General features: G+C 68.0%; 20 protein-coding genes and 1 tRNA gene. 18 read left to right on the top strand and 3 right to left on the bottom strand.

The genetic code is table 11. The annotated features are described in order from the left end of the window. The first annotated feature begins 70 nt into the window (after positions 1 to 70). The 6 genes from ABIE65_RS01120 to hisS all read left to right on the top strand — a co-directional run bounded on the left by ABIE65_RS01120 (position 71) and on the right by hisS (position 8,605). The gene (locus ABIE65_RS01120; protein ID WP_354074974.1) at positions 71 to 1,291 is read left to right on the top strand and encodes an aspartate kinase; all 1,221 of its coding nucleotides are present in this window, start codon (positions 71 to 73) and stop codon (positions 1,289 to 1,291) included. A gap of 13 nt (positions 1,292 to 1,304) precedes the next feature. Then, on the top strand, positions 1,305 to 2,342 hold the full coding sequence (locus ABIE65_RS01115; protein WP_354074973.1) for an NAD(P)H-dependent flavin oxidoreductase: 1,038 nt from the start codon (positions 1,305 to 1,307) through the stop codon (positions 2,340 to 2,342). After that, positions 2,342 to 4,618 carry a phosphoenolpyruvate--protein phosphotransferase gene (ptsP, locus tag ABIE65_RS01110; RefSeq protein ID WP_354074972.1) on the top strand — a complete coding sequence of 759 codons (2,277 nt, stop codon included), beginning with the start codon at positions 2,342 to 2,344 and terminating at the stop codon, positions 4,616 to 4,618. The genes ABIE65_RS01115 and ptsP overlap by 1 nt, the downstream gene beginning before the upstream one ends. 138 nt (positions 4,619 to 4,756) lie before the next feature. Beyond that, positions 4,757 to 6,097 (top strand): RodZ domain-containing protein, encoded by a 1,341-nt coding sequence (locus ABIE65_RS01105; RefSeq protein ID WP_354074971.1) that lies wholly within the window; start codon positions 4,757 to 4,759, stop codon positions 6,095 to 6,097. A gap of 87 nt (positions 6,098 to 6,184) precedes the next feature. After that, positions 6,185 to 7,336 (top strand): flavodoxin-dependent (E)-4-hydroxy-3-methylbut-2-enyl-diphosphate synthase, encoded by a 1,152-nt coding sequence (ispG, locus tag ABIE65_RS01100; RefSeq protein WP_354074969.1) that lies wholly within the window; start codon positions 6,185 to 6,187, stop codon positions 7,334 to 7,336. 24 nt (positions 7,337 to 7,360) lie between these two features. Continuing rightward, entirely contained in the window at positions 7,361 to 8,605 is a 1,245-nt protein-coding gene (gene hisS / locus ABIE65_RS01095) for a histidine--tRNA ligase (protein ID WP_354074968.1), read from the top strand. Here the strand turns inward: hisS and ABIE65_RS01090 are convergent. Next, on the bottom strand, positions 8,602 to 10,584 hold the full coding sequence (locus tag ABIE65_RS01090; RefSeq protein ID WP_354074967.1) for a hybrid sensor histidine kinase/response regulator: 1,983 nt from the start codon (positions 10,582 to 10,584) through the stop codon (positions 8,602 to 8,604). The two genes, hisS and ABIE65_RS01090, sit on opposite strands and share 4 nt — an antisense overlap. 189 nt (positions 10,585 to 10,773) lie before the next feature. On the opposite strand from ABIE65_RS01090, the gene prfA reads away from it, so the two are divergent. The 3 genes from prfA (at position 10,774) to ABIE65_RS01075 (ending at position 14,125) form a co-directional block, all read left to right on the top strand. After that, positions 10,774 to 11,850, top strand: a complete 1,077-nt coding sequence (gene prfA, locus ABIE65_RS01085) for a peptide chain release factor 1 (RefSeq protein WP_354074966.1) — start codon at positions 10,774 to 10,776, stop codon at positions 11,848 to 11,850. Next, on the top strand, positions 11,847 to 12,722 hold the full coding sequence (gene prmC, locus ABIE65_RS01080) for a peptide chain release factor N(5)-glutamine methyltransferase (RefSeq protein WP_354074965.1): 876 nt from the start codon (positions 11,847 to 11,849) through the stop codon (positions 12,720 to 12,722). The genes prfA and prmC overlap by 4 nt, the downstream gene beginning before the upstream one ends. Positions 12,723 to 12,928: 206 nt before the next feature. Next, the gene (locus tag ABIE65_RS01075; protein WP_354074964.1) at positions 12,929 to 14,125 is read left to right on the top strand and encodes a DUF4167 domain-containing protein; all 1,197 of its coding nucleotides are present in this window, start codon (positions 12,929 to 12,931) and stop codon (positions 14,123 to 14,125) included. Between the two features lie 105 nt (positions 14,126 to 14,230). On the opposite strand, the gene ABIE65_RS01070 is transcribed toward ABIE65_RS01075, so the two are convergent. Both ABIE65_RS01070 and ABIE65_RS01065 read right to left on the bottom strand, forming a co-directional pair. Beyond that, positions 14,231 to 14,656, bottom strand: a complete 426-nt coding sequence (locus ABIE65_RS01070) for an OsmC family protein (RefSeq protein ID WP_354074963.1) — start codon at positions 14,654 to 14,656, stop codon at positions 14,231 to 14,233. A 48-nt stretch (positions 14,657 to 14,704) separates the two neighbouring features. Then, positions 14,705 to 14,779: transfer RNA gene (locus ABIE65_RS01065), tRNA-Val, on the bottom strand. 311 nt (positions 14,780 to 15,090) lie between these two features. On the opposite strand from ABIE65_RS01065, the gene mgtE reads away from it, so the two are divergent. From mgtE to ABIE65_RS01020, 9 genes are all read left to right on the top strand, one after another. Continuing rightward, positions 15,091 to 16,479 (top strand): magnesium transporter, encoded by a 1,389-nt coding sequence (mgtE, locus tag ABIE65_RS01060; protein WP_354074962.1) that lies wholly within the window; start codon positions 15,091 to 15,093, stop codon positions 16,477 to 16,479. After that, positions 16,476 to 16,958, top strand: a complete 483-nt coding sequence (locus ABIE65_RS01055) for a GNAT family N-acetyltransferase (protein ID WP_354074961.1) — start codon at positions 16,476 to 16,478, stop codon at positions 16,956 to 16,958. Before mgtE ends, ABIE65_RS01055 begins: the two co-directional genes overlap by 4 nt. Before the next feature lie 71 nt (positions 16,959 to 17,029). Then, positions 17,030 to 18,634, top strand: a complete 1,605-nt coding sequence (locus tag ABIE65_RS01050) for a tetratricopeptide repeat protein (RefSeq protein ID WP_354074960.1) — start codon at positions 17,030 to 17,032, stop codon at positions 18,632 to 18,634. A gap of 98 nt (positions 18,635 to 18,732) precedes the next feature. Then, on the top strand, positions 18,733 to 19,920 hold the full coding sequence (locus tag ABIE65_RS01045) for an acetyl-CoA C-acyltransferase (RefSeq protein WP_354074958.1): 1,188 nt from the start codon (positions 18,733 to 18,735) through the stop codon (positions 19,918 to 19,920). 122 nt (positions 19,921 to 20,042) lie between these two features. After that, positions 20,043 to 21,260, top strand: a complete 1,218-nt coding sequence (locus ABIE65_RS01040; protein WP_354074957.1) for a CaiB/BaiF CoA transferase family protein — start codon at positions 20,043 to 20,045, stop codon at positions 21,258 to 21,260. A 38-nt stretch (positions 21,261 to 21,298) separates the two neighbouring features. Then, positions 21,299 to 22,114: a putative hydro-lyase gene (locus tag ABIE65_RS01035; protein ID WP_354074956.1), complete on the top strand. Its 816-nt coding sequence runs from the start codon at positions 21,299 to 21,301 to the stop codon at positions 22,112 to 22,114. Positions 22,115 to 22,124: 10 nt separating this feature from the next. After that, entirely contained in the window at positions 22,125 to 23,474 is a 1,350-nt protein-coding gene (locus ABIE65_RS01030) for an NAD(P)H-dependent oxidoreductase (RefSeq protein ID WP_354074955.1), read from the top strand. Between the two features lie 118 nt (positions 23,475 to 23,592). Continuing rightward, positions 23,593 to 24,702 (top strand): cell division protein ZapE, encoded by a 1,110-nt coding sequence (gene zapE, locus ABIE65_RS01025; protein ID WP_354074953.1) that lies wholly within the window; start codon positions 23,593 to 23,595, stop codon positions 24,700 to 24,702. A gap of 73 nt (positions 24,703 to 24,775) precedes the next feature. Then, positions 24,776 to 26,020: an MFS transporter gene (locus ABIE65_RS01020; protein ID WP_354074952.1), complete on the top strand. Its 1,245-nt coding sequence runs from the start codon at positions 24,776 to 24,778 to the stop codon at positions 26,018 to 26,020. Positions 26,021 to 26,115 lie beyond the last annotated feature (95 nt).

Genomic DNA, 26,115 nt, shown 5'->3' with positions numbered 1-26,115 from the left:
AGACGCTGCTTCCGCCCACCGCCGTGGCGGCGCGCGTCGGGGGAGGCCCTTCGCCGGGCCGACTGTATACATGGCCCTGATCGTGCAGAAATTCGGCGGCACGTCCGTCGCCAACGTCGAGCGCATCCGCAACGTCGCGTTGCGGGTCAAACGCGAGGTCGATGCCGGCAGCCGGGTTGCCGTCGTGGTCTCCGCGATGGCCGGCGTCACGAACCAGCTGGTCGAGTGGGTGCGGGATACCGCGCCGCTGCACGACGCGCGCGAATACGACGTGATCGTCGCCTCCGGCGAACAGGTGACCAGCGGCCTTCTCGCCCTGGCGCTGCAGCAGATCGGCATTCCGGCGCGGTCGTTCCTCGGCTGGCAGATCCCGCTGCGAACCGACGGCATGCACGGCCGCGCGCGGATCGAGGCGATCGAAACCGAGGACATGCGGAAGCGCCTCGACGACGGGCAGGTCTGCGTCGTCGCCGGATTCCAGGGCGTGGCGCCGGACGGGCGGATCACCACGCTCGGCCGCGGCGGCTCGGACACCAGCGCCGTGGCGCTGGCCGCGGCGCTGGGAGCGGAGCGCTGCGACATCTATACCGATGTGGACGGGGTCTATACCTGCGACCCGCGCATCGTCACGAAGGCGCGCAAGCTCGACAAGGTGACGTACGAGGAAATGCTGGAGATGGCCTCCCAGGGGGCCAAGGTCCTTCAGACCCGGTCGGTCGCGATGGCGATGAAACATCGAGTGCGCGTTCAGGTATTGTCGAGTTTCGACGACCGACCCGGCACTCTGGTCGTAGACGAGGACGAAATCGTGGAACAGGAACTGGTCAGCGGCATCGCCTACAGCCGCGACGAAGCGAAGGTCACGCTGACGCGGGTGGCGGACCGTCCGGGCGTCGCCTCGGCGATCTTCGGCCCGCTGGCGGCGGCCGAGATCAACGTCGACATGATCGTGCAGAACGTCTCACCCGACGGTGCCGCGACCGACATAACCTTCACGGTGACGAAGGCGGACCTGGACAAGACGGTGGCGCTGCTCGAGCAGAAGCGCGATGAACTGAAGTTCGACCGCATCCTGCCCGACCCGAACGTCGTGAAGATCTCGGTGATCGGCGTCGGCATGCGCAGCCACGCGGGCATCGCCAATCGGATGTTTGAAGCGCTCGCCGAGCGCGGCATCAACATCCAGGTGATCTCGACCTCGGAGATCAAGATCAGCGTGCTGATTGCCGAGGAGTACATCGAACTCGCATTGCGCACGCTGCACACCGCCTATGGTCTGGATGCCGCATGATGGTTCTGTCCTGATGGCGGCCCTGAGCGGACGGGCGAAACTCGAGAAGCTGGAAAGACGAGGCTGCGCGTTCCTGGGGTCCCGCTATGCCGTAATGGGCGGCGGCATGACCTGGGTGTCGGAGCGCAACCTCGTCGCGGCAATCTCCAACGCTGGCGGATTCGGCGTGATCGCGTGCGGCTCAATGGACCCGGCGCGCCTGCGACTGGAGATCCAGGGAACGCAGGCGCTGACCGACCGGCCGTTCGGCGTCAACCTGATCACCATGCACCCGCAGCTCCTGGAGCTGATCGACGTCTGTGGCGACCTGGGCGTCACGCATGTGGTGCTGGCGGGCGGGGTGCCGCCGCGCAACGCGATGCGTCAGGTGAAGAGCCACGGCGCCAAGCTGGTGTGCTTTGCGCCGGCCCTGGTCCTGGCGCGCAAGCTGATGCGCGACGGCGCCGATGCTCTGGTCATTGAGGGGGCGGAGGCGGGCGGCCACATCGGCCCGGTCTCGACCGCGGTGCTCGCCCAGGAGATCCTGCCCGTCATCCGCGAGATCCCGGTCTTCGTCGCCGGCGGCATCGGCCGTGGCGAGGCGATGGTGGCCTTCCTGGAGATGGGTGCCTCGGGCTGCCAACTCGGCACCCGCTTCGTCTGCGCTCGCGAATCGATAGCGCATCCGCGCTTCAAGCAGGCATTCATCCGTGCCGAGGCGCGCGACGCCATGCCGACGGTCCAGGTCGACCCGCGCTTCCCGGTCATTCCGGTGCGGGCCCTGAACAATGACGGGACGCGTCTCTTCACCGAGTTCCAGCACGAGGTCATCGGCCGCTTTCGCGCCGGCGAGATGGACCAGCGCGCGGCCCAGCTCGAAATCGAGCACTATTGGGCGGGCGCCCTGCGGCGGGCGGTGATCGACGGCGACGTCGAGCGCGGCTCGCTGATGGCGGGCCAGAGCGTCGGCATGGTGCGGTGCGAGCAGACCGTGGCGGAGATCCTGGAGGAACTGGCGGATCAAGCCGCGGCGGTGCTGGCGGCGCGGGCCCGCGACATGGACGACGGCTGATGTCCGCCGTGCACGAAAGCTGGGAGGCCTCGCGACGGCTCCTCCGGCGCGTGCGCGACGTGATGGCCGACGGCGGCCCGTCCCAGGACCGGCTCGACAAGGTCGTCAGGGTGATCGCCGCGGAAATGGTGGCCGAGGTCTGTTCGGTCTATCTGCGCCGCAGCGGCAGGATGCTCGTCCTCTATGCCACCCAGGGCCTGAAGCCCGACGCCGTGCATGTTACGCGGCTGGCGCTGGGCGAGGGCCTGATTGGCCTGATCGGCGAGCAGGCACAGCCGCTGGCGCTGGCGGATGCCCAGTCGCATCCGCAGTTTGCCTACCGGCCGGAGACGGGCGAAGAGATCTACCACTCCCTGATGGGCGTGCCGATCCTGCGTGGCGGGCGCCTGCTCGGCGTGCTCGCGGTCCAGAACCGCAGCCGGCGCAACTATACCGAGGACGAGGTCGAGGCGCTGCAGACAGTGGCGATGGTTCTCGCCGAGGTTGCCGCTTCGGGCGACTTGCCGCGGTGGCAGGAGACGGCGGCGATCGCTGAGGCGACCGCGCGCCCTGTGCGCCTGACCGGCACGATCCTCGGAGGGGGTGTGGCACTGGGGACGGCGTTCCTGCACGAGCCGCGGATCTCGATCCGCCGGATGGTCGCGGAGAATCCTGCCGAAGAGGAGATCCGTCTCGATGCGGCACTACGGGAGATGTATAGCAGCCTCGACAGCATGTTTGCAGCACCGGACCTAGCGGCGACCGGCGAGCATCGCGACGTCCTCGACTCGTACCTGATGATCGCCCAGGACCGCGGCTGGCTGGAGCGGATCCGCGAGGCGATGCACAACGGCCTGACGGCGGAGGCGTCGGTTCGGCGCGTCCAGGACGACATGCGTGCGCGCATGCGGCAGATCCGCGACCCCTATATACGCGAACGGCTGCACGACCTCGACGACCTGAGCAACCGCCTGCTTCAGCATCTAGCCGCCGGCGATCCCAACGGCGCGCCGCCGACGGAGTTGCCGCAGGGCGCGGTATTGTTCGCCCGCTCGATGGGCCCGGCGGAATTCCTGGATTATCCGCGGGAGCGGATCGCGGCGGTCGTGCTGGAGGAGGGCACGCCGACCGCGCATGTGGCGGTGGTCGCCCGAGCTCTCGACATCCCGATGATCGGGGCGGTCGAGGACGCGCTTGGCGCGGTGCAGCCTGGCGACCCGATCATCGTCGACGGCAACAACGGTCAGGTCCTGATCCGCCCCGGAGAGGACGTGCAGGCCGTCTTCGTCGAGAGCGTCCGGCTGCGCGAGATGCAGAAGGCGCGCTACGCCGCCATCCGCGACGAGCCAGCGATCAGCCTCGACGGGATCGAGGTGGCGCTGCACATCAACGCCGGCCTGCAGATCGACGCCGAGCATGTGTCCACCAGCGGTGCGGCCGGGATCGGCCTCTATCGCACCGAAGTGCCGTTCATGGTGCGCGACCGCTTCCCGGACGTGACCGACCAGACTGAACTCTATCGGCGCATCATTGAGCTGGCAGGCGATAAGCCCGTGGTGTTCCGCACGCTCGACATCGGCGGCGACAAGCTGCTGCCCTACTGGCGCGCTGGGCGGGACGCCAATCCTGCACTCGGCTGGCGTGCGTTGCGCCTGTCGCTCGACCGCCCGTTCCTGCTGCATCAGCAGCTGCGCGCACTGATCCGCGCCTCGGCCGGCCGCGAGTTGCGTGTGCTGTTCCCGATGGTGACCGAGGTGGCGGAGCTGGAGCGGGCCCGCGCGATCTTCGATGTCGAGAGCCGGCGGGAGCAGCGCATCGGCGGGCCGATGCCGACCCGGGTGATGATGGGCGCGATGATCGAGGTCCCGTCGCTTGCCTGGCAGCTTCCGGCGCTGTGCCGGCGGGTCGATTTTCTCTCGGTCGGCAGCAACGACCTCGTTCAGTTCCTGCTCGCCGCCGACCGGCAGAATCCGCGCCTCTCAAACCGCTACGACGTGCTCTCGCCCGCCGTCCTGTCCTTCCTGCGCTTCATCGTCGCCGGCTGCGACACGGGCGGGACGCCCGTTACTTTCTGCGGCGAGATGGCGGGCACGCCGTTGGAGGCGATGGCGCTGGTCGGCCTCGGCTTCCGTTCGCTGTCGATGCCGCCACCGGCGGTCGGTGCGATCAAGCTGATGATCCGCAGCCTTCGCTTGCGGCCGCTCGCCACCTACATGCAAACTCTGCTGTCCTTGCCCGACCACTCGGTACGGGACAAGATCCGCGCCTACGCCAATGATCATGCCGTAACGGTCTGATGATGCCCCGACCGGTTTCCCTCGTTGAACGTTGACGGAGTCACGGGTAAAAACACGGGCCGATCGTCGGTTAGGATACTCTAATACCGCGGGCGCTGTCGGCAGTCGCCGCGCCGCGTCCTCCAGCAATGAGTCGGGATGTCGAAGCCGAGGGCACACAGACTTAGGCTGTGGGTGGAACACCCGCCCACCGCGGTGGCGGCCGGTGCCGCTTCCGCGTGCATAGGAGCCGAACTGCGGCGCCGTCGCGAGGCCCTCGGGCTGGATCTTGACGACGTGGCCGCCGCGATTCGGATTCCGCCGCGCCACATCGAGTCCATCGAGACTGCGCGGCATAAGGCGCTGCCGGCGCGAATCTATGCGATCGGCTTCGTGCGCTCCTATGCGGACTATCTCGGCATGGACGCGCGTGCGGCCGTCGAGCGTTTCAAGAAGGAAGCGCTCGAACTCGCCGCCCGTCCGGTTCTCCTGTTTCCGGAGCCTGCAACGGAGCGTCGCGTACCCGGCGGTGCACTCGTCGCGGTAAGCGTCTGCGCGGCGCTCGCCGTCTATGTCGTCTGGTATATGCAGACCGCTCAGCACTGGGCGCACGGTGACCGCGTCCCGGTCGCGCCGATCGAGATCGCACAGGACGATTCGCCACCGGCGACGGAGCGGCGGGTCGCCGATCTGGCGCCGGGCCTCGGCGGGCGAAGCGAGTTCGTGCCGCCTTCCGATCAGTCGGCGGCTCGGACCCTGGCGGTCGCAACGGCACCTGCGGATCAGGTGCTCGGCGTCTGGCGGCCCGTCCCGCTGAACGAGGTGTCCGCCCCGGCGACGACGGTCGCGAACGCCCCCGTGCCCTCGGGACCGCCGCTCCCGCGCGCGCGCCCGGACCCGAGCAGACCCGCCCCAAGTCCATCGGTTCAGGATCCGTCCGGCGCACCCGGCGACACCCGCCATGCCTCGGCAGGATCGGTGTCTCCCGGCCAGTATGCGACGGTACCGGCCGTGACGATCGAGCCGCGGGGCACCGAGGTCGCGCAGGCGACTAGGTCCGTCATGGCTGGATCCGGCGCGGTCGTGCGCCCCGATCGGATCGCCGAAGGCTCGTCCTGGATGCCGGTCATGCGGCAGCCGAATCCTGTCGAGGTTGCAAGCCCGGGCACTCCCAGCCCGTCCAGTGCGAGTCCCGGCGTCGCATGGGCGCAGATGCCTAGCGTCGCGACGGGTCCGGTCGTGCTCCGGGCCGCGGAGGCGAGCTGGATCGAGGTGCGTGCCGAGACGGGCGAAGTCGTCCACGCCAAGCTGATGAAGGCGGGCGACAGCTATGAGGTGCCCCAGCGCGCCGGCCTGCGCCTCACCACGGGCAACGCGGGCGGCCTGGACGTGACCGTCGGCGGCGAGGTCACGCCCAAGCTTGGGGCACGGGGCGCGGTCATCCGCGAGATCCCGCTCGAGGGGCCGCGGCTGCTGTCCGGGACAGCAACGCGGAATTGAGGCGGCAACCGCCCCTTCGCACCTTCAGAATCGGTGGCCGTGCCGCTATATAGGCGTCGACACCGAAGCCGCGCGCACGAGGATGGCATGAGCCACCGGCCGTACCGGGATATCGACCGCCGCATCAGCCGCAAGATCATGGTCGGCAAGGTTGCCGTCGGCGGTGATGCGCCGATCAGCGTCCAGACGATGACGAACACTCTGACGGCGGACGCCGCGGGGACGATACGGCAGATCCGGCAGGCGGAGATGGCGGGCGTCGATATCGTCCGCGTCTCCTGTCCCGACGAGGAGTCCACGGCGGCCCTGAAGGAGATCGTTGCGGAGGTGACGGTACCGGTCGTCGCCGACATCCATTTCCACTACAAGCGCGCCATCGAAGCCGCCGAAGCGGGAGCCGCATGCCTGCGCATCAATCCCGGCAACATCGGGTCGGATGCGCGCGTGCGGGAGGTCGTGAAGGCGGCGAAGGATTACGGCTGTTCGATGCGTATCGGCGTGAACGCCGGCAGCCTGGAGCGCGACCTCCTGGAGCGCTATGGCGAGCCTTGTCCCGAGGCGATGGTCGAGAGTGCGCTCCGCCACGCGCGCATTCTCGAAGACAACGACTTCCGCGAGTTCAAGATCAGCGTGAAGGCTTCGGACGTGTTCCTGGCGGTGGCCGCCTACCAGCAACTCGCCGAGGCGTGTGATTACCCGCTGCATCTCGGCATCACCGAGGCGGGGGGCCTCCGCACCGGTACGGTCAAGTCGTCGATCGGCATGGGCATGCTGCTCTGGTCCGGCATCGGCGACACGATCCGGGTGTCGCTCTCGGCGGATCCGGTCGAGGAGGTGAAGGTCGGCTTCGACATCCTGAAGTCGCTGAACCTGCGTCACCGCGGCGTCAACATCATCTCCTGCCCATCCTGCGCGCGGCAGCAGTTCCAGGTGATCAACACGGTGGAGCTTCTGGAGAAGCGGCTGGAGCACATCACGACGCCGATGACCGTTTCGGTGATCGGCTGCGTCGTGAACGGACCGGGCGAGGCACGCGAGACCGACATCGGCATCACCGGCGGCGGCAGGGGTACGCACATGGTCTATGTGGCCGGCCTGCCCGATCACAAGATCAAGGACGAGCAGCTGGTCGATCATCTCGTCGGCCTGATCGAAGAGAAGGCCGCTGAGATCGACGCCGAACGCGCCGAGGCTGAGGCGGCGGCGACCCGACCGGTTCCCGCACTCGCGGCGGGCTGACGGCATCATCTGAAGGGCGGGACATTGGCGAATCTGCAACCGGTCCGCGGCACGCGCGACCTGCTTCCCGACGAGTCGCGCCGCTTCCGGGCGATCGTCGAGCGCGCGCGTTCGGTGACCGAGCGCTACGGGTTCGGTGAGATATCCACGCCGATCTTCGAGTTCACGGAGGTCTTCGCCCGCACTCTGGGCGACACGTCGGACATCGTCACGAAGGAGATGTACACCTTCGAGGATCGCGGCGGTGATTCGATCACCCTGCGCCCCGAGGGAACGGCGGGCGTTGCGCGCGCCTTCATCTCCGGCGGCCTCTCGCAGAGCCTGCCGCTCAAGCTGTTTTATGCGGGGCCGATGTTCCGCTACGAGCGGCCGCAGAAGGGGCGGCAGCGCCAGTTTCACCAGATAGGCATCGAGATCCTGGGCGTGTCGGGGCCGCAGGCGGACGTGGAGGTGATCGCCGTCGGCGCTCAGATCCTCGACGAACTGGGCCTGCTCGGCCGCACCGTGCTGGAACTGAACACGCTGGGCGATCTGGAGAGCCGCCGCGCCTATCGCAACGTGCTGGTGGAGTATTTCACCGGTCATCGCGACGCGCTGTCCGAGGACAGTCGTACGCGCCTGCAACGCAATCCCCTGCGAATTCTCGACTCCAAGGACGAGGGCGACCGGCACGTCGTGGCCGAGGCACCCTCCTTTGCCGAGCACCTGTCGCCGGCTGCGGCGGACTTCTTCGCCGCCGTGCGCCAGGGCCTCGACGACATCGGCATCGCCTATGAGGTCAATCAGCGCCTCGTGCGCGGCCTCGACTACTACACGCATACCGCGTTCGAGTTCACGACGACCGATCTCGGCGCACAAGGCACTGTGCTGGCCGGCGGCAGGTACGACGGGCTGATCGGCGCGATGGGCGGACCGGAGACGCCGGGCATCGGCTGGGCGGCGGGGATCGAGCGGCTGGCAATGCTGGCCGGCGAGCCGCCGCCGCCGCCGCGGCCGGTGGCGATCGTGCCCATGGGACCGGCTGCCGAGCGCGAGGCGCAGAAGCTGGCGTGGAGCCTGCGGCGCGAGGGCCTGCACGTCGAACTTGGCTATAGCGGTAATCTGAAGCGTCGGCTGGCGCGTGCGAGCCGCGCGGCCGCCCGGGCGGCCGTCATCATAGGCGACGACGAGCTGTCGCGGGGGGTGGCGACGCTGCGGGACATGGATGGCGGCGAGCAGGCCGAGGTGCCCCTGGCCGGGTTGGTGGAAAGGCTGAAGCCGACATCCTAGCGGGAGCCGTTCATCACGCGCTGGATGGCGGCCTCGATGTCGCGGCGGCGCGCCGGCTTCGTGATCAACTCCTCGTCGGGAGACAGTTCGGCACCGCGATCCCGGGTCTCCAGGTAGCCGGACGTGAAAAGTACCTTCAGGTCCGGGAGCATCTCCCGCGCTGCCTGGGCGATGTCTACGCCGTTTTGGCCACCGGGCAGTATGATGTCCGTAAAAAGCAAATCGACGCGCGGGTCTTCCCGCAGCAACCGCAGTGCCTCCGGCCCGTCGCACGCCCCCCGGACCGAATGGCCGAGCGATTCCAGTATACGGCGAGCCAACTGCCGCAGAGCCGCGTCGTCTTCGACCAACAGAATGTTCCAGGATCGTGCAGTGGACCGCGGCGCCGGCCCCTCCTCTGCGCGGCGGTCGGACAGCGCAGGGTCGGTCACGCGCGGCAGGAAGAGATCGACGCGCGTGCCGCCGCCGACCCTGCTGTCGATAGCGACGAAGCCGTTCGACTGTTTTACGAAGCCGTAGACCATGCTGAGCCCGAGGCCACTTCCGTGGCCGACCTCCTTTGTGGTGAAGAAGGGTTCGAAGACGTGGGCGAGAACGGCAGCGTCCATTCCGGCGCCGTCGTCGCGGACCGTCACGCGGACATAGGCGCCGGGAGCGGCACCCTCGTCGACGAGATCGTCGGCGGATATCGCGACATTCGCGGTCGAGATCGTGAGGCGACCCTTGCCCGCCATGGCATCGCGACTGTTGTTCGCCAGATTGAGCAGCGCGTTCTCCAACTGTGCTGCGTCGATCATCGTCGTCCAGATCTCAGCCTCCAGGTCCATCCTGATGTCGATGGCCTCACCCACCGAGAGGCGGACGAGCGGCATCATCCCGGTGATCAGCTGATTGACGTCGATCTGGCGCGGTTTCAGCGTCTGGGTTCGCGAGAAGGCCAGTAATCGCTGGGTCAACTGCGCGCCACGCTCGACGGAGTGGATCGCCGTTCGGATGAGGTCAGTCGACGCGTCGGCCGGGTCGAGCCGGTCCAGGACCAGCTCGAGATTGCCCAACATCACCGCCATCAGGTTGTTGAAATCGTGGGCGATGCCGCCGGTCAGCTGACCGATTGCTTCCATCTTCTGCGCCTGCTGCAGCTGCTCGCGGGCCGTTTCCGCCTCCTTGCGGGCGCTGATGTCACGGATGATGCCGACGAAGACCGGCTGGTCGCCCCGGGTGGCCTCGCCGACAGAAAGTTCCATCGGGAAGATGGATCCGTCCTTGCGCCGGGCCGATACCTCACGGCCGATGCCGATGATCCTGCGCACTCCGTCCTCGCGATACTGCTCGAGGTAGCGGTCGTGTTCGCTCTGATACGGTTCCGGCATGAGCATTCGGACGTTCCGATCGACGACCTCCTCCGCGCGATAACCGAACAGCGTCTCGCAGGCCGGATTGAACATCTGCACCGTGCCGACGGCGTCGATCAGGATGACCCCGTCAACGGCCGTTTCGACGAGCGCGCGCAGGCGCCCCTCGCTCTCGCGCAGGCTCTGCTCCGCCTGCTTGCGCTGGCTGATGTCGCGGATGATCCCGGCGAACACCGGACGACCGTCGCGTTGGGCTTCTCCGACGGACAGCTCCATCGGGAAGACCGTGCCGTCCTTGCGCTGACCGGCGACCTCGCGCCCGATGCCGATGATCCGGCGTTCGCCAGTATGCCGGTACCGGCGGAGATAGACATCGTGCTCCGCCTCGTAGGGCTGCGGCATGAGCATCTTGACGTTCTGCCCCAGCACCTCGTCTGCTCGGTAGCCGAACAACGTCTCGCAGGCCGGGTTGAACATCTCCACGAGACCGAACGCGTCGATCAGGATAACGCCGTCGACCGCAGTTTCGACCACGGCCCGGAGCCGGCTCTCGCTTTCCCTCAGTTGCTGTTCGGCGGTGCGCCGGTCGCTCGACCAGCCGCTGTAGCCTCCTCGGAAAAGCCCCATATGTGTTCCTCGGCCTCCCAGCTACCGGATTGGAGTCACCTTGCGCCATGAACCTATTGTTGTAATCACAAAGATCGACACCCCCACGGCTTCTTGCCTACTTGCGATGCGATTCGGCTACGGTCTTGTCTCGCGTTCCGCCCACTGGCAAAAAGCGCAGCTTTCCTGCTCCGAAAAGTGTCACCGAATATGAGCCTCGAAGCGAAGCTCGGCGCGGTCGTCGACCGCTATAACGAACTGCGCGACCGGCTCGCCGGTCGTGAGGCGCTGACGCCTGTCGAAATGGCGCGGATGTCCAAGGAACTCTCCGACGTCACCCCGATCGCCGAAAAATTCGGCGAACTCGGCAAGGTGCGGGCAGAAGCGGAGGAACTGGCGGCCCTGGCTGCCGACCCGGTGACCGACGCGGATCTGCGCGAATTGGCGCGCGACGAGGCCGAGGCGCTCCGTGAGCGCCTGCCAGCGATCGAGCGCGAATTGCGCCTCATGCTGATCCCGAAGGACGAAGCGGATGCGCGCAACGCGATCCTCGAAGTCCGGGCGGGGACGGGCGGTGAGGAAGCCGCACTGTTCGCTTACGAACTCTTCCGGATGTATCAGCGCTACGCCGAACTGCACGGCTGGCGCTTCGAGACGATGAGCATCGCCGAGACCGACCTCGGCGGCTACAAGGAGGCGATCGCGAACGTGACTGGGCGGGACGTATTCGCCCGGCTGAAGTTCGAATCGGGCGGCCATCGCGTGCAGCGGGTGCCGGTGACGGAGGGTGGCGGGCGCATTCACACCTCAGCAGCGACCGTGGCGGTGCTGCCGGAGGCCGAAGAGGTTGACGTCAGGATCGAGGACAAGGACCTGCGGATCGACGTCTTCCGGTCGAGCGGACCCGGCGGGCAGAGCGTTAACACCACGGACAGCGCGGTGCGGATCACCCATCTGCCGACGGGTATCGTGGTGTCGCAGCAGGACGAGAAGTCGCAGCACAAGAACAAGGCGAAGGCGCTGAAGGTGCTGCGCGCCCGCCTGTATGAGGCGCAGCGGTTGGCGCTGGAGGCGGAGCGGTCGGCAGACCGGCGCAGCCAAGTCGGCAGCGGCGACCGGTCGGAACGCGTGCGCACCTACAACTTCCCGCAGGGACGGGTGACGGATCACCGGATCGGCCTCACGCTTCACAAGATCGACAAGGTGATGACCGGCGAAGCGCTGGACGAGATCATCGACGCGCTGACCGAGGAAGACCAGGCGATGGCGCTGGCCAGCTTGGAATGACCGCAGCGGCGGCAGGCACCCTTGGCGGGGCACTGCAGGAGACCGCCGGACGTCTGAAGGCGGCCGGCGTCGGACAGGCGCGACGCGAGGCCCGCCTGTTGGTGGCGCTCGCTGCCGGCGTCGGGCCGGAGGTCGTGATCGGTTGGCCGGAGCGACCCTTTCCGGACGAAGCGGCCATGCGACTGAGCAGCTTCGTCGCGCGCCGGTGCGTCGGCGAACCTTTCTCCCGGATGACCGGCATGCGCGAGTTTTGGAGCATGCCCTTCCGTCTCGGGCCCGACACGCTCGATCCACGGCCGGACACCGAGACGCTGGTCGAGGCCGTGCTCGAAGCGGTCCCTGACCGGCGGCTCCCGTTGCGGATCCTGGACCTCGGTACGGGCACCGGCTGCATCGTGCTGGCGCTGCTGAAGGAGTACCCCGCCGCGTACGGTGTCGGCCTCGACGTGGCACCCGGTGCCTGCGTCATCGCCGCGCAGAATGCGGCGGCGTTGGACATCGCGCCGCGGGCGGCTTTTGCCGTGTCCGACTGGGCCACGGCCGTGGACGGGCAGTTCGACGTCGTCGTGTCCAATCCGCCATATATTCCGGACTGCGACATCGCCGAACTCGACGTTGCAGTCCGTCGACACGATCCGCACCGGGCGCTGGCGGGAGGGGCGGACGGTCTCTCGGCCTACCGGTCGATCGTGGCCGATCTTCCGCGGCTGCTTTCGCCGGGCGGAGTCGCGGGGTTCGAGGTTGGCGCCGGACAGGCGAAGGACGTGCGGGAGTTGTGTCGTACCGCCGGACTGGCCGATCTGGGGGCGAAGTGCGACCTGGCGGGTATCGAACGGTGCATCCTGGTGCAATCGACTGAAAAAGCGGGCTGACGGGCGAAAAGGGGTTTGCACGGCCGGTATCAGCGACTACGTTCAACTCGGCTATACGCACCGCGGGCGTCGCGGCGCCCTTAGGCCACTCCCTTCTTCAGGTTCCGACGCTGGTCATTTGTAGATCCGGCCGGGAATATCCGCGGGTTTCGGCCCCGGGAAGGGATGGGAGTGATGAACCCATTGGTTCGGCATCGACAGCATTGATGAGGCTTGGCTTGAACACGCGTCGTTCGCGCGGTCGCGGGGGTCCCCCTCGTGGCGGCCGCCACATGCACCGCCCCAATCAGCAGCTCGACAGCAACGGCCCCGAGGGCCGTGTCCGCGGTACGGCGTCTCACATCTACGAGCGGTATCTGGTGCAGGCGCGGGATGCGCAGACCAGCGGCGATACGGTGCTTGCCGAAAACTTCCTGCAGCACGCGGAACACTACTTCCGCGTCATGAACCTGAACGGTCAGGGCACGCAGCAGCAGGCTAACCAGGGGCGCCCGCGCCAGTTCGGCGATATCGACATGCGGGACGACGATGAGGAGGACGACGGCAACGAGTCCTACCGCGACGACCAGTCCGATGATGGCCGTCCGCAGGATCGTCAGCAGGGCCAGCGCAACGATGGCCGCCGACAGGACTTCCGTCAGGACGGACGGCAGCAGGACGGACGCTCCAACGACGCTCGCTACCAGGAAGCCCGTAACCCGGACGGGCGGCGCAATGACCTGCGCGGCCAGGACGGGCGAAACCAGGACGGGCGCCAGCAGGATTATCGTCAGCAGGAAGCCCGCCAGAACGACAATCGTCAGAACGACAATCGTCAGAACGACAATCGTCAGAACGACAACCGTCAGAACGACAGTCGCCAGCACGAGCCTCGGGCCCAGGAAGGGCGTCCGCAGCAGGGACGTCCGCAGCATGAGCCGCGGCGTTCCGATGCGTCAGCCGGCGAACCGTCGGTGCGCCAGCAGTTCGATCGTCCGCAGCCGCAGCCGCAGCCGCAGCCGCAGCCGGTCGAGGAGAGCCTTCCGGCTCGCTACCTGCCGACTGGCCAACCGTCCGGGACGCGGAACGACGATCGCTCGGCCGAAAGTCCGGGCGAGGCGGCGCAACGCGTTCCTGCGCGCCGGTCGCGACGCTCGGCATCTACCGAGCAGCCGCCGGCGGCTGCGCCCGCCGTCGAGCAGGCGGCTGCCGCTCAGCCGTCGCTCGATATCGCTCCCGCTGCGGCAGCGCCCGAAGAGGCTGCCGCGCCGGCACCTCGGACGCGCCGGCGCCGCGCAGCGCCCGATGCGGAAACGTCCGGCGATGAAGCGGAACCGAAGCCGCGGACGCGAAGGCGCCGGGCCGCGGCAAGCGGCGAGGAGGCCGAGGTGTCGACGCCGGCGCGGGATCCGGCAGCCGTCTGATCGGCTCCGGGCCGCCTCCGGGCACCATTGGGTATATCTTCGCGTCGAAGGCGGGTCGAAAGATCCGCCTTTTCGCTGTCCGGGGGTCGAAAGCCGGCGTCCGCCTCAGGCGGCGCCGTCCTCGCGGATCTGGATCTCGTGACTTAGGTCGGCGACACGACCGAGCATCGCCGATGCCGAGCAGTATTTTTCCGCCGACAGCGCGACGGCCCGCTCGACTTTGGCGGGGTTCAGCTTGCGCCCCGTCACGATGTAGCGCAGGTGGATCTTGGTGAAAACCTTTGGGACGTCTTCCGACCGCTCGGCGTCGATCTCGATGACGCAGTCGGTGACCGGCTCGCGCGAGCGCTTCAGGATCAGCATCACGTCGAACGCCGTGCAGCCGCCGAGGCCGAGCAGCAGCATCTCCATCGGGCGCGGCCCGAGGTTGCGGCCGCCCGCATCGGCGGCGCCATCCATGAGCACGGCATGGCCGCTGCCCGTTTCGCCGAGGAAGGAGGCTTCCTCGACCCACTTGATTCTGGTTTTCATGCCTGCCTGCTCCTGGGCGGGGATGGTCCGGAGCGGCGGAGGGCCGGGTGGTGGGCGCGGTAGGGATTGAACCTACGACCCCCGCCGTGTGAAGGCGATGCTCTCCCGCTGAGCTACGCGCCCGGGCCGTGGCGGGTGATTTACGGGGCGCGGCCGGGCATGTCAAGGAAGGCCGTGCGCGGCGCGCATGTTCCGGTGCCTGCGCTGGACTTTCGAAGGCGCCCGCGCTATCTCGCGCCTCGGCCGGACGATCGGGGGCGGGAGACCCGGAGCGGCGGCCCCTAAGGAATGTGGCGACGCCATCGACCGGCCGGCATCCTGTTGAAGGTGCTGGACATGGTGAGGTTCGCCTCCGATGTGGCGGTGCGGCGGCCCAGCCGTCCAGCCAGCCGTGACCCGCGAGCCGCCGGCAACCGTCCGGCGGGAGGCAGCCGATGACAATGCCGGTCGAAGACGAAGCGCGGGCCGAGCCATCGGCCGATGAGTACGGCCTTACGCCGGAGACGGTGCGTGCGGTCGGCGAGGCACTCCGCGCGGGCGACGCCGGCCGGGTCGTCGAGATCGTCGACGATCTCTATGCGGCGGATGCGGCCGCCCTTATCGCCAGCCTATCGCCGGACGAGCGGCGCGCGCTGATCGAATCGATCGGCGCCACGCTCGATCCGGAGATCCTGCCGGAACTCGACGAGCAGATCCGCGACGAGGTCTTCGGGCTTCTCCAGCCCGAGCAACTCGCGGCCGCGGTTCAGGAACTCGATACCGACGACGCACTCGACGTCATCGCCGACCTCGACGATGCGCAGCAGCAGGAGCTTCTGGCGCGGCTGCCGGTCGCCGACAGGGTGGCACTACTGCAGGGTCTGACCTACCCGGAATACTCCGCCGGGCGCCTGATGCAGCGCGACCTCGTCGCCGTGCCGGCCTTCTGGACGGTCGGCGAGACGATCGACTTCATGCGCGCGTCGCCCGACCTACCCGACGACTTCTACGACCTGTTCGTGGTCGATCCGCGTCACCGTCCGGTCGGGACCGTGTCGCTGTCGCGCGTCCTGCGCAACCGGCGTGCGGTCCGCATCGACGACATCATGTCGGTGGACCTCTCGCCGCTGCCGGTGTCGATGGACCAGGAGGAACTGGCTCGGGTCTTCCGGCAGCAGGACCTCGTGTCCGCGCCGGTGGTCGACGACGACGGCCGGCTGGTCGGCGTCGTGACCGTCGACGACGTGGTCGACGTGATCGACGAGGAGGCCGAAGACGACCTGATGAAGATGGGTGGCGTGCTGGAGGACGATCTCTATCGCGCCGCCTTCGCCACGGCGCGCTCGCGCTCGACCTGGCTGGCCGTGAACATCTGCACCGCGTTCCTGGCGGCGACGGTCATCTCGCTGTTCGAGGCGACCATCGAGGCCGTGGTGGCGCTGGCCGTACTGATGCCGATCGTCGCCTCGATGGGCGGCAATGCGGCGACGCAGACGCTGACTGTGGCCGTGCGGGCCCTCGCGACTCGCGAGTTGTCGGCATCCAACGCCATGCGCATCGTCTGGAAGGAGACGGTGGTGGGCATGTTCAACGGCGTCGCGTTCGCGATACTCGTCGGCTTGGTGGCCTTCGCCTGGTTCCAAGACGTCCTGATCGGCTTGGTTATCGCGGCGGCGATGGTCGTGAACCTGGTCGTGGCGGGGTTCGTCGGCGTGGTCATTCCGGTCGTCCTCGACCGCCTGAAGATCGACCCGGCGATCGCCGCGTCGATCTTCGTTACCATGGTGACCGACGTGGTGGGCTTCCTCGCCTTCCTCGGCCTCGGCACCCTGGTGCTGCTGTGAGTCCGGCGATCCGGGAGGCGCGCGATTCGGACGCCGATGGCCTGATCGCGCTCATCGGGGCCTGCTGGGCCGAGTATGACGGCTGCTTCCTCGACGTCGACGGCGAGGTGCCGGAACTGCGGGCGATCGCGCGCTACGTCTCCGAGCGTGGCGGCCGTTTCTGGGTGGCGGAGCAGGACGGCCGCATCGTTGCATCGGCGGGCTACCTGCCGTCGCCGCTGGGGGTCGAAGTTTGCAAGCTCTATGTCGACCGGTCTCAGCGCCGCCGCGGGTTGGGCCGGACGCTCGTTGGGATGGTCGAGGCTGCAGCGGTGGAGACCGGCGCGGGCGAGGTCGAACTCTGGTCGGACACTCGCTTCCTTGATGCGCACCGCCTCTACGAACGCTGCGGCTATGTCCGGCAGACGCAGACGCGCTCGCTGGCGGATATCTCGAACACCGTCGAGTACCATTACGCCAAGCGCCTGATCACGCGCTGAAGGGGCGGTTCCCATTGCGGAACGCCGCCTGCCGGCCAAATTAGGCGTCTAGCCACGGCCCAGGAGAATGCATGAAACGGCTCGTCCTAACCTGCTTCGCGGCGATGGCCGTCGCCGGTCCCGCCTTCGCTGATGCGAAGGGCGATGTGGCCGCGGCACGCGATGCTCTCGATCGCGGCGACCCGCGCGCGGCAATGGCCCAGGTCGACCAGGCCATCAAGTCGAACACGCTGAAGGGCCGGGATCTGGCATCGGCACACGCGCTGCGGTGCAGCGTCCTCGCGATGACCGGCAACGCGGAGCCGGCCAAGGTGGATGCGGCGAAGGCCCTGGAACTGAACCCCAAGTCGAGCGAGGCCTATGCCTGCCGCGGCGCCATTGCGGCGGCCCAGCAGGACATGGCGAGCGCGCTCGCCGCCTACGACCAGGCCGCGAAGCTCGATCCGAAGGATCCGGACGTTGCGGTTGATCGTGCCGCGCTGCTGGCCGTCGGCGGAAAGCCCGCCGAAGGCATCGCGGCGATGGACAAGGTTATCGCCGCCAATCCAAAGGCAGCGCCGGCGAAGCGGGCCAAGTGGTACACCGACCGTGCCCGCATGCACGCCGCGATGCGGGACGAGGCAAAGGCACTCAAGGATCTCGACGTCGCCATCGCTGCGTCGCCGAAGGGCTCGGCCGCTCTCGCTGACCGCTATTTCCTGCGGGCGCGCCTGCACATCGACGAGCGGCGCTTCGAGCCGGCGCTTGCCGACCTCAACAAGGCGCTGACCCTCATGGTCCAGGCGCAGCCGATCCGGCGCGCCGTCCTCTATGCGATGCGCGGCAGCGTCTATGCGACTCTCGACCGCAATGCCGAGGCCATCGCCGACCTCGACGGTGCGATCGGGCTGGTACCGGAGGGTCGGCCCGACCTGCTGGCTTCGTGGTACGCTACCCGCGGCCGCGTTAAGGCCGATGCGGCCGATGTCACTGGCGCGCTGGCCGACTTCAACAGGTCGCTCGAACTGAACCCGAACGAGGCCTCCGTCCTGAGCGCTCGCGGGAATCTCGAATTGCGGCAGGGGGCGGTGGACCGTGCGATCACCGATCTCGAAGCCGCGGCCAAGTTGGAACCCAACGATACCGTCACACTCAGCCGCCTCGCCTGGGCCAGTGTCGAGAAGGGCGACTATGCCACCGCCGTCGAGCGTGGCACGCGCGTCGTCGAGTTGCGCAAGAACCACCCGCTGGCATTGTGGGAGCGGGGCGTCTTCCGCTTCCTGGACGGGCGCTTCAAGGAGGCGGCGGGTGACTTCGGCAAGGTGACCGCCGCGGCACCGTCCAATGCCTATGCGGCCATGTTCGCGCACATCGCCCGCAGCCGCAGCGGCGACACCGGCGCCGAACTGCTGGCGAAGCAGTCTGACAGCATAAACAAGGCGGCTTGGCCCTGGCCTGCGGTGCAACTCTTTCTGGGCCAGACTGATCCGAATGCCGTAGTTGCGGCGGCGAATGCCGATCCGGCCAGGGCGGCGAGCCGGCTGGCGGAGGCGAACTTCTACATCGGCGAGTGGTACCTGCTGCAGAACCAGAAGCAGAGCGCACGGGAGATGCTCCAACGCTCCGCCGCCAGCGGCGACCGGACGCTGGTCGAAACGGCCGCCGCAAAGGCCGATCTCAAGCGCCTGGGCCGTTGATCGAGCTTACGGCGGGGCCCGATAGCGGGCCCCGCCGCAGGTGGTATAGTGCGCGCGAGCGCGCGGAGCGCCGCGCAGACAGAATGAGGAGAAGGAATATGCGGGAAGACCCGATCGTCATCGTCGGCATGGCGCGCACGCCCATGGGCGGTTTCCAGGGCGACCTCGCCGACGCGACCGGGCCCGAGCTCGGCACGACGGCGATCAAGGGCGCTCTCGCCGACGCCGGCGTGAAGCCGGAAGACGTCGAAGAGATCATCATGGGCTGCGTGCTCCAGCACGGTCAGCGTCAGGGCCCGGCCCGTCAGGCGGCGATCAATGCCGGCATCCCCATGTCCGCCGGCGCCACCACGATCAACAAGCTCTGCGGCTCGGCGATGAAGGCGACCATGCTGTCGCACGATCTGCTGGTCGCCGGCTCGAACGACATCATGGTTGCGGGCGGCTTCGAGAGCATGACCAACATCCCCTACATGCTGCCGAAGGGCCGCGGCGGCCTACGTATGGGCCACGGCCAGGTCCTCGACGCAATGTTCTGGGACGGCCTGGAAGACGCGTATCAGCCCGGCAAGCTGATGGGCCATTTCGCCGAGGCGACGGCAGAGCGCTATCAGTTCACGCGCGAGCAGCAGGACGAGTTCGCGATCCGCTCGCTCAACCGCGCGAAGAAGGCCAACGAGGACGGCACCTTCGACCGCGAGATGGTGCCGATGACCGTCAAGGGCCGTAAGGGCGAGAGGGTCGTCAGCCGCGACGAACAGCCGTTCACCGCGAACATCGAGAAGATCCCGACGCTGCGTCCGGCCTTCTCGAAGGACGGCACCGTGACCCCGGCCAACTCCAGCTCGATCTCCGACGGTGCCGCCGCACTCGTCATGATGCGCCGCTCCGAGGCCGAGCGCCGCGGACTGACGCCGCTGGTGACGATCGTCGCGCACTCGACGCACAGCCAGGAGCCGGAGTGGTTTACCACGGCCCCGGTGGGCGCGCTGAAGACGCTCTACGCCAAGACCGGCTGGTCGCCGGACGAGGTCGGCCTCTATGAGATCAACGAGGCCTTTGCGGTCGTCCCGATGGCGGCGATGAAGGAGTTCAACCTGTCGCCAGACAAAGTGAACGTACATGGCGGCGCCTGCGCGCTCGGCCATCCGGTCGGTGCGTCCGGCGCGCGCATCATCGCGACGCTGATCAATGCGATGTACAAGTACGATGTGAAGAAGGGCGTCGCCAGCCTGTGCATCGGTGGTGGCGAAGCCACGGCGATGGCGTTCGAAAAGAGCGCCTGAACGGCTGCGGCCTGGCCGACACGAGCGGCCGGACCGAGGTTTTAGCGCCTCGGTCCGGCCGTTTGCGTGTCCACGTCGGGCCGGACTACCATGCCACCGTCGCACAGCAGGATGCCGGAACGATGACCGCCGAAGCCGCGAGTTCGCCTGAGACTGGACATGCCCTGCCGCTGGCGGGCGTGCGGGTGCTCGAATTCTGTCACACGATCATGGGGCCGTCGGCGGGGCTCGTCCTCGCTGACATGGGCGCCGACGTGATCAAGGTGGAGCCGGCGCCGGGCGGCGATAAGACGCGGCGCCTGCCGGGTTTCGCCGCCGGCTTCTTCCTGACCTTCAACCGCAACAAGCGCAGCATCGCGCTCGACCTGAAGTCCGAGGAAGGCAGGCAACTCGCCCACGCGCTCGCCGCGAAGGCCGACGTGGTACTGGAGAATTACGGCCCCGGTACGATGGAGCGGCTCGGCTGCGGCTGGGAGGACCTGCGCAAGGCGAACCCGCGGCTGATCTTCTGCGCACTGAAGGGCTTCCTCTCGGGTCCGTACGAGCACCGGCCGGCGCTGGACGAGGTGGTTCAGTTCATGGGCGGACTCGCCTACATGACCGGCCCGCCGGGGCGGCCGCTGCGGGCCGGCACATCGGTGATCGATATCATGGGCGGTACCTTCGCCGTCATTGCCGTCCTGGCCGCGCTGCGCGAGCGCGACCGCACCGGAAAGGGGCAACTCGTGAAGAGCGCCCTGTTCGAGTCGACCGTATTCCTGATGGCGCAGCACATGGCCGGGGAGGCGCTGACCGGACGCGAAGTGCCGCCGATGCCCGCCCGTCACGGCGCCTGGGGCATCTACGAGCCGTTCGAGACCCAGGATGGCGAACAGGTCTTTGTCGGCATCACCAGCGACAATCACTGGCGCCGCTTCTGCACGGAGTTCGGCCGGCAGGACCTGCTCGACAACCCGGACTACGCCACGAACGAGGCGCGCGTCGCGGCACGCCCGATCCTGCTGCCGATCGTCGCCGACATCGCCAGGCGGCAGTCCAAGGCGGTGCTCGTCGAGGTGTGCGAGCGCATCGGCGTGCCGTTCGCACCAGTGGCGCGCACGCGCGATCTCTTCGACGACCCGCAGGTGAACGCCGCCGGCCGCGTGCTGGAGGTCGAACTGCCTCAGGGCGGCACCACGAAGTTGCCGCGCCTGCCGCTGGAGATCGGCGACCACGACATGGGCCTGCGCCGGCAGCCGCCGGCCGTCGGCGCCGATACGGTCGCGATCCTGCGCGAAGTCGGTATCTCTGCCGAGCGTATCGCGGACCTGCGCGACCGCGGTATCATCGTCGCCGCCTGACGCACGGGCGTCGGCGCTGCGGCCGTGGAGGCTTACCGATGATGGATGGGTCCCTCGTCGACGGCGGGGGTGGCCGTCGCGACGCCGGCCGCGCCGTGCGCACGGCAGCGCGCTCGGGTGCGCACGACACGGTTACGACAGGTCTCGCCCCTGGGTTCGTGCAGGCGAACGTCGTCATCCTGCCAAAGGCCTGGGCGGCGGACTTCCTGCTCTACTGCCAGCGCAACGGCCAGGCCTGCCCGGTCATCGGCGTCGGTGCGCCGGGCGACTGGACGCTGCCGGACTTGGGAGACGATATCGACATCCGCAGCGACGTGCCGCGCTACCGCGTCTTCCGCGACGGCGTCTGCACCGAGGAACCGTCGGACATAAGTGAACTTTGGCGGGACGATCTGGTTACCTTCGCCCTGGGCTGTTCCTACTCGTTCGAGGAGGCGCTGCTTCAGGCGGGGCTGCGGCTGCAGCACATCGCCAACGGCACGAAGGTGCCGATCTACCGGACCGGCATCGCAACCGCGCCGGCCGGTGCCTTCTCCGGGCCGATGATCGTTTCGATGCGGCCGTTCGCGCCGCGCGACGCGATCCGTGCGATCCAGGTGACGTCGCGCTTCCCGCGGGTCCACGGCGCGCCGGTGCATTTCGGCGATCCGGCGATGATCGGCATCCCGGACATCCGCACGCCCTGGTCCGGGGTCGACCCCGAGATCAGGCCCGGCGAGGTGCCGCTGTTCTGGGCTTGCGGCGTGACCCCGCAACTGGCGATAGAAGCGGCGAAGCCGCCGTTCTGCATCACTCACAAGGCCGGACACATGCTCGTGACCGACCGGCTCAACGCCGAATTCGCCAGCTTCTAGGAGACACCACATGAATCTTCACAAGCTGCTCGCAGCGCGCGAGGCGGAGAAGAAGCCGGTGCGCATCGGCGTCATCGGCGCCGGCAAGTTCGGCTCGATGTACCTCGCCCAGGCGATCCGCACGCCCGGCATCCACGTGCTCGGCATCGCCGACCTCGATCTCGACAAGGCGCGCGCGGCGCTGGCGCGGGTGGGATGGCCGGAGGACCAATACTCCGCCCATTCCTTCGCCGCCGCGCGCAAGCATGGCGGTACCTTCCTAACCGACGATGCGGCGGCACTGATCGCCGCCGACGGCCTCGACGTGGTCATCGACGCGACCGGCAATCCCGGTGCCGGCATCCGGCACGCCCTGCTGGCCTTCGACCACGGGCGGCACGTCGTGATGGTCAACGTCGAGGCCGACGCCCTGGCCGGCCCGCTGCTGGCCCGCCGGGCGGCCGAGGCGGGCGTCGTCTACAGCCTCGCCTACGGCGACCAGCCGGCGCTGATCTGCGAACTCGTCGACTGGGCGCGGACCTGCGGGTTCGAGGTGATCGCGGCGGGCAAGGGCACGCGCTACCGGCCGATGTTCCACCAGTCGACGCCCGAGACGGTCTGGGACTATTACGGGCTCTCCGCCGAGCACGCGCGCGCGAACAGCCTGAACCCGCAGATGTTCAACAGCTTCATCGACGGCACGAAGTCGGGCATCGAGATGGCGGCGGTCGCGAACGCCACCGGCCTGTCGGCGCCGAGCCGCGGCCTATCCTTCCCTGCGATCTCCATCCCGGACCTTGCGCGGTTCCTGAAGCCGGAGGCGGACGACGGGCTGCTGGAGCGGCGCGGCATGGTGGAGGTGGTGTCCAGCGAGAAGCACGAGGGAGGGCCCGTTCCCGACAATCTGCGCTGGGGCGTCTACGTCGTCTTCGCCGGCGACACCGAGTATGTCCGCCGCTGTTTCCGCGAATACGGCCTCGCTCGCGACGAGGAGGGCAACTACGCGGCGCTGTGGCGGCCGTTCCACCTGATCGGCCTGGAACTGGGCATCTCGGTGGCCAGCGCCGCCCTGCGCCGCGAGGCGACCGGATCGGCGCAGAGCTGGCGGGCCGACGTCGTGGCCACGGCGAAGTTCGACCTGCCGGAAGGCGACATGCTGGACGGCGAGGGCGGCTACAAGGTGTGGGGCAAGATCATGCCGGCAGAACGCAGCTTGGCACTCGGCGGCCTCCCGATAGGTCTCGCGCACGGTGTGCGGCTGAACCGGGCGGTCAAGGCGGGCGAGACACTGCGCTGGAGCGATGTGAGCTTCGATGCTGCCGATCCCGCCATTGCCTTCCGCCGCCAAATGGAAGCCGCCTTCGCGCCGGCCCCGCGGTAGAGCGCGTCGGCCAGGAGAGAACTCTTGGCGGCCGCGGGTGCGCCTGCAGAGGCTTCACGCTGCGGGGTACATCCGCTAAGTGTCGAAACCACCCATACCGGCGGATACGGCTTCGGGAATGACACAGGGACCAGTCGCGGCGCTCGCCGAGCGCCGCAAGAGCGGCGACATGCGACCGGACGCGGCGCAGGACGAGGCGGCGTGCCGGATGCAGCGGCTCTACGACGAGCTCGCGACCTATCGGCCGGGGGGCTCGACGGGTTGGCGCGCCAAGCTGGGCCTCGACCGGCCGAAGCAGGAGCCACCGCGCGGCATCTACATGTTCGGGCCGGTCGGCGTCGGCAAGTCGATGCTGATGGACCTCTTCTTCGTCACCGCACCCGTGGCGCGCAAGCGGCGCGTCCACTTCCACGAGTTTCTCCAGGAGGTGCACGAGCGCGCACACAGGCTGCGCCGCGGCGGAAAGGGGGGCGATCCGCTCCCCGCGATCGCCGACGCGGTGACCGAGGATGCCTGGCTGCTCTGCTTCGACGAGTTCCAGGTCGACAACATTACCGATGCGATGATCCTGGGCCGGCTGTTCGAGGCCCTGTTCGAGCGCGGCGTGGTGGTCGTCGCGACCTCCAACGTCGAGCCTTGCAACCTCTACAAGGACGGACTGCAGCGGGAGAGCTTCATGCCGTTTATCGGCATGATCGAGCGACGCTGCGAGGTCTTCTCCGTGGACGGCGGCACCGACTACCGGCTCGCGCGGCTGAAGGGCCAGCCGACCTATCACGTGCCGGCGGATGCGCGCGCCGAGGCGGCGCTGGCCGAAGCCTTCGCGGCGTTGACCGACGAGGCGCCGGCGCGGCCGACGGAACTGCGGCTGAAGGGGCGCAAGCTGGATGTGCCGCGGGCGGCGCGGGGCGTGGCCTGGTTCACGTTCCTCGAACTTTGCGACAAGCCGCTCGGTCCGGCTGACTTCCTGGCCCTGGCGAAAGCCTTTCACACGGTTATTGTGTCGGGCATTCCGCGCATGCAGCCCGATCACCGTGACCGGGCCCGCAGGTTCGTCACCCTGATCGACTCGCTTTACGAACACAGGGTCAATCTGGTCTGCTCTGCTGCGGCCCCGCCGCAGGAACTCTATCCCGAAGGCCGTGGTGCCTTCGAGTTCCAGCGGACGGCATCCCGCCTGATGGAAATGCAGGCGGAAGACTATATCGCCCAGCCGCACGTCGGCTGAGCCGCCATCGACGGTTGGCGTGAGCGATCGGGGCCCCATCTAAGGTCGCTTCCTGCCGGCCCATCGGTGAGCCATGTCCGTCTATCGTGCCGTCCTGCCCGTCATTCTCGCGTCGCTGATCTTCCAACTCGGCAATGGGCTGATGACGACGCTGCTCAGCCTTCGGCTCGATATCGCCGGGTTTTCGACCCAAACGGCCGGCTTCGTCTCCGCCGCCTACTATCTCGGCCTGCTCTTCGGCACCCGGATCAGCCAGGACCTCATCTTTCGCGTCGGGCATATCCGCTCGTTCGCGGCCTTCGCCGCGATCGCCGGCACGACGATGCTGCTGCATGCGATCTTCGTCGACGCGGTCGTCTGGTGCGTGCTGCGCGCCATCGCCGGCTACAGCCTGGCGGCGCTCTTCATCGTCATGGAGAGCTGGCTCAACATGTCGTCGCGCAACGAGAACCGCGGCCGCGTCTTCTCCCTCTACATGGTGGCGAACTATGTCGCTATCGGCCTGGGGCAGCTTCTGCTCTTGGTCTTCGGCGCGCGCGGCTTCGAGGCCTTCAGCGTCGCGACGATCCTGGTGATGCTGGCGATCGTGCCGGTCTGCCTGACGCGGCAGGCAGTGCCGTCGCAGGAGGAGGTGTCGCGCCTCACCTTGCGTCAGCTGGTCGAGGCGTCGCCGCTGGGTATCGTGGCCTGCCTCATCTCCGGGGCACTGCTCGGACCGCTCTACGCCCTGGTACCGATCTACGGGCGCGGCGCCGGGCTGGACGTGTCGCAGGTCTCGATCTGGATGGCGGCGATCATCTTCGGCGGCTTCGTGCTGGCTTGGCCGATCGGGCGGCTCTCGGACAGGATGGACCGCCGTCGCATCCTTTTGGCGGTCTGCGTCTGTCTCGTCGCGGCCGCCGGCGTGCTGGCGGCGACCGGGGGCGAGGACCTGCGTCTTCTGCTCGCGGTCGGTGCCGTCTATGGCGGGACCGCCTTCGCGATCTATCCGATCGCCGTGGCACATACGAATGACTTCCTGCCGCCGGAGGATGCCATTGCCGCGACTAGTGGGCTGCTGCTGGCTTTCGGGCTCGGCGCGATGCTGGGGCCGATCGCCGCATCCATCCTGATGGACGTGTTCGGCCGCAACGCCCTGTTCTACTACTCGCTCGGCGGCGGAGTGTTGCTCGCCGCCTTCACCCTGTGGCGGATTCGCCAGCGGTCGCCGGCGCCTCACGACGAGAAGACGGTGTTCGTGCCGATGTCGACGACGACGCCGCCGCCCGTGCAGCTCGATCCGTGGACTGAAGCTGCGGCCAGCGCCGAATCCGCATGATGTTTTGGCACCGCATGGTTGCGTCCTGTACAGGTCGCGAGCAACGGTAGCCCAGTGTGGGACGTTGTGTCGGCGAAGCAACAGCCCATTGACGG

It is taken from the genome of Constrictibacter sp. MBR-5, from assembly GCF_040549485.1.
GTDB lineage: Bacteria > Pseudomonadota > Alphaproteobacteria > JAJUGE01 > JAJUGE01 > Constrictibacter.
This window is presented reverse-complemented; position numbering and strand designations above follow the sequence as displayed.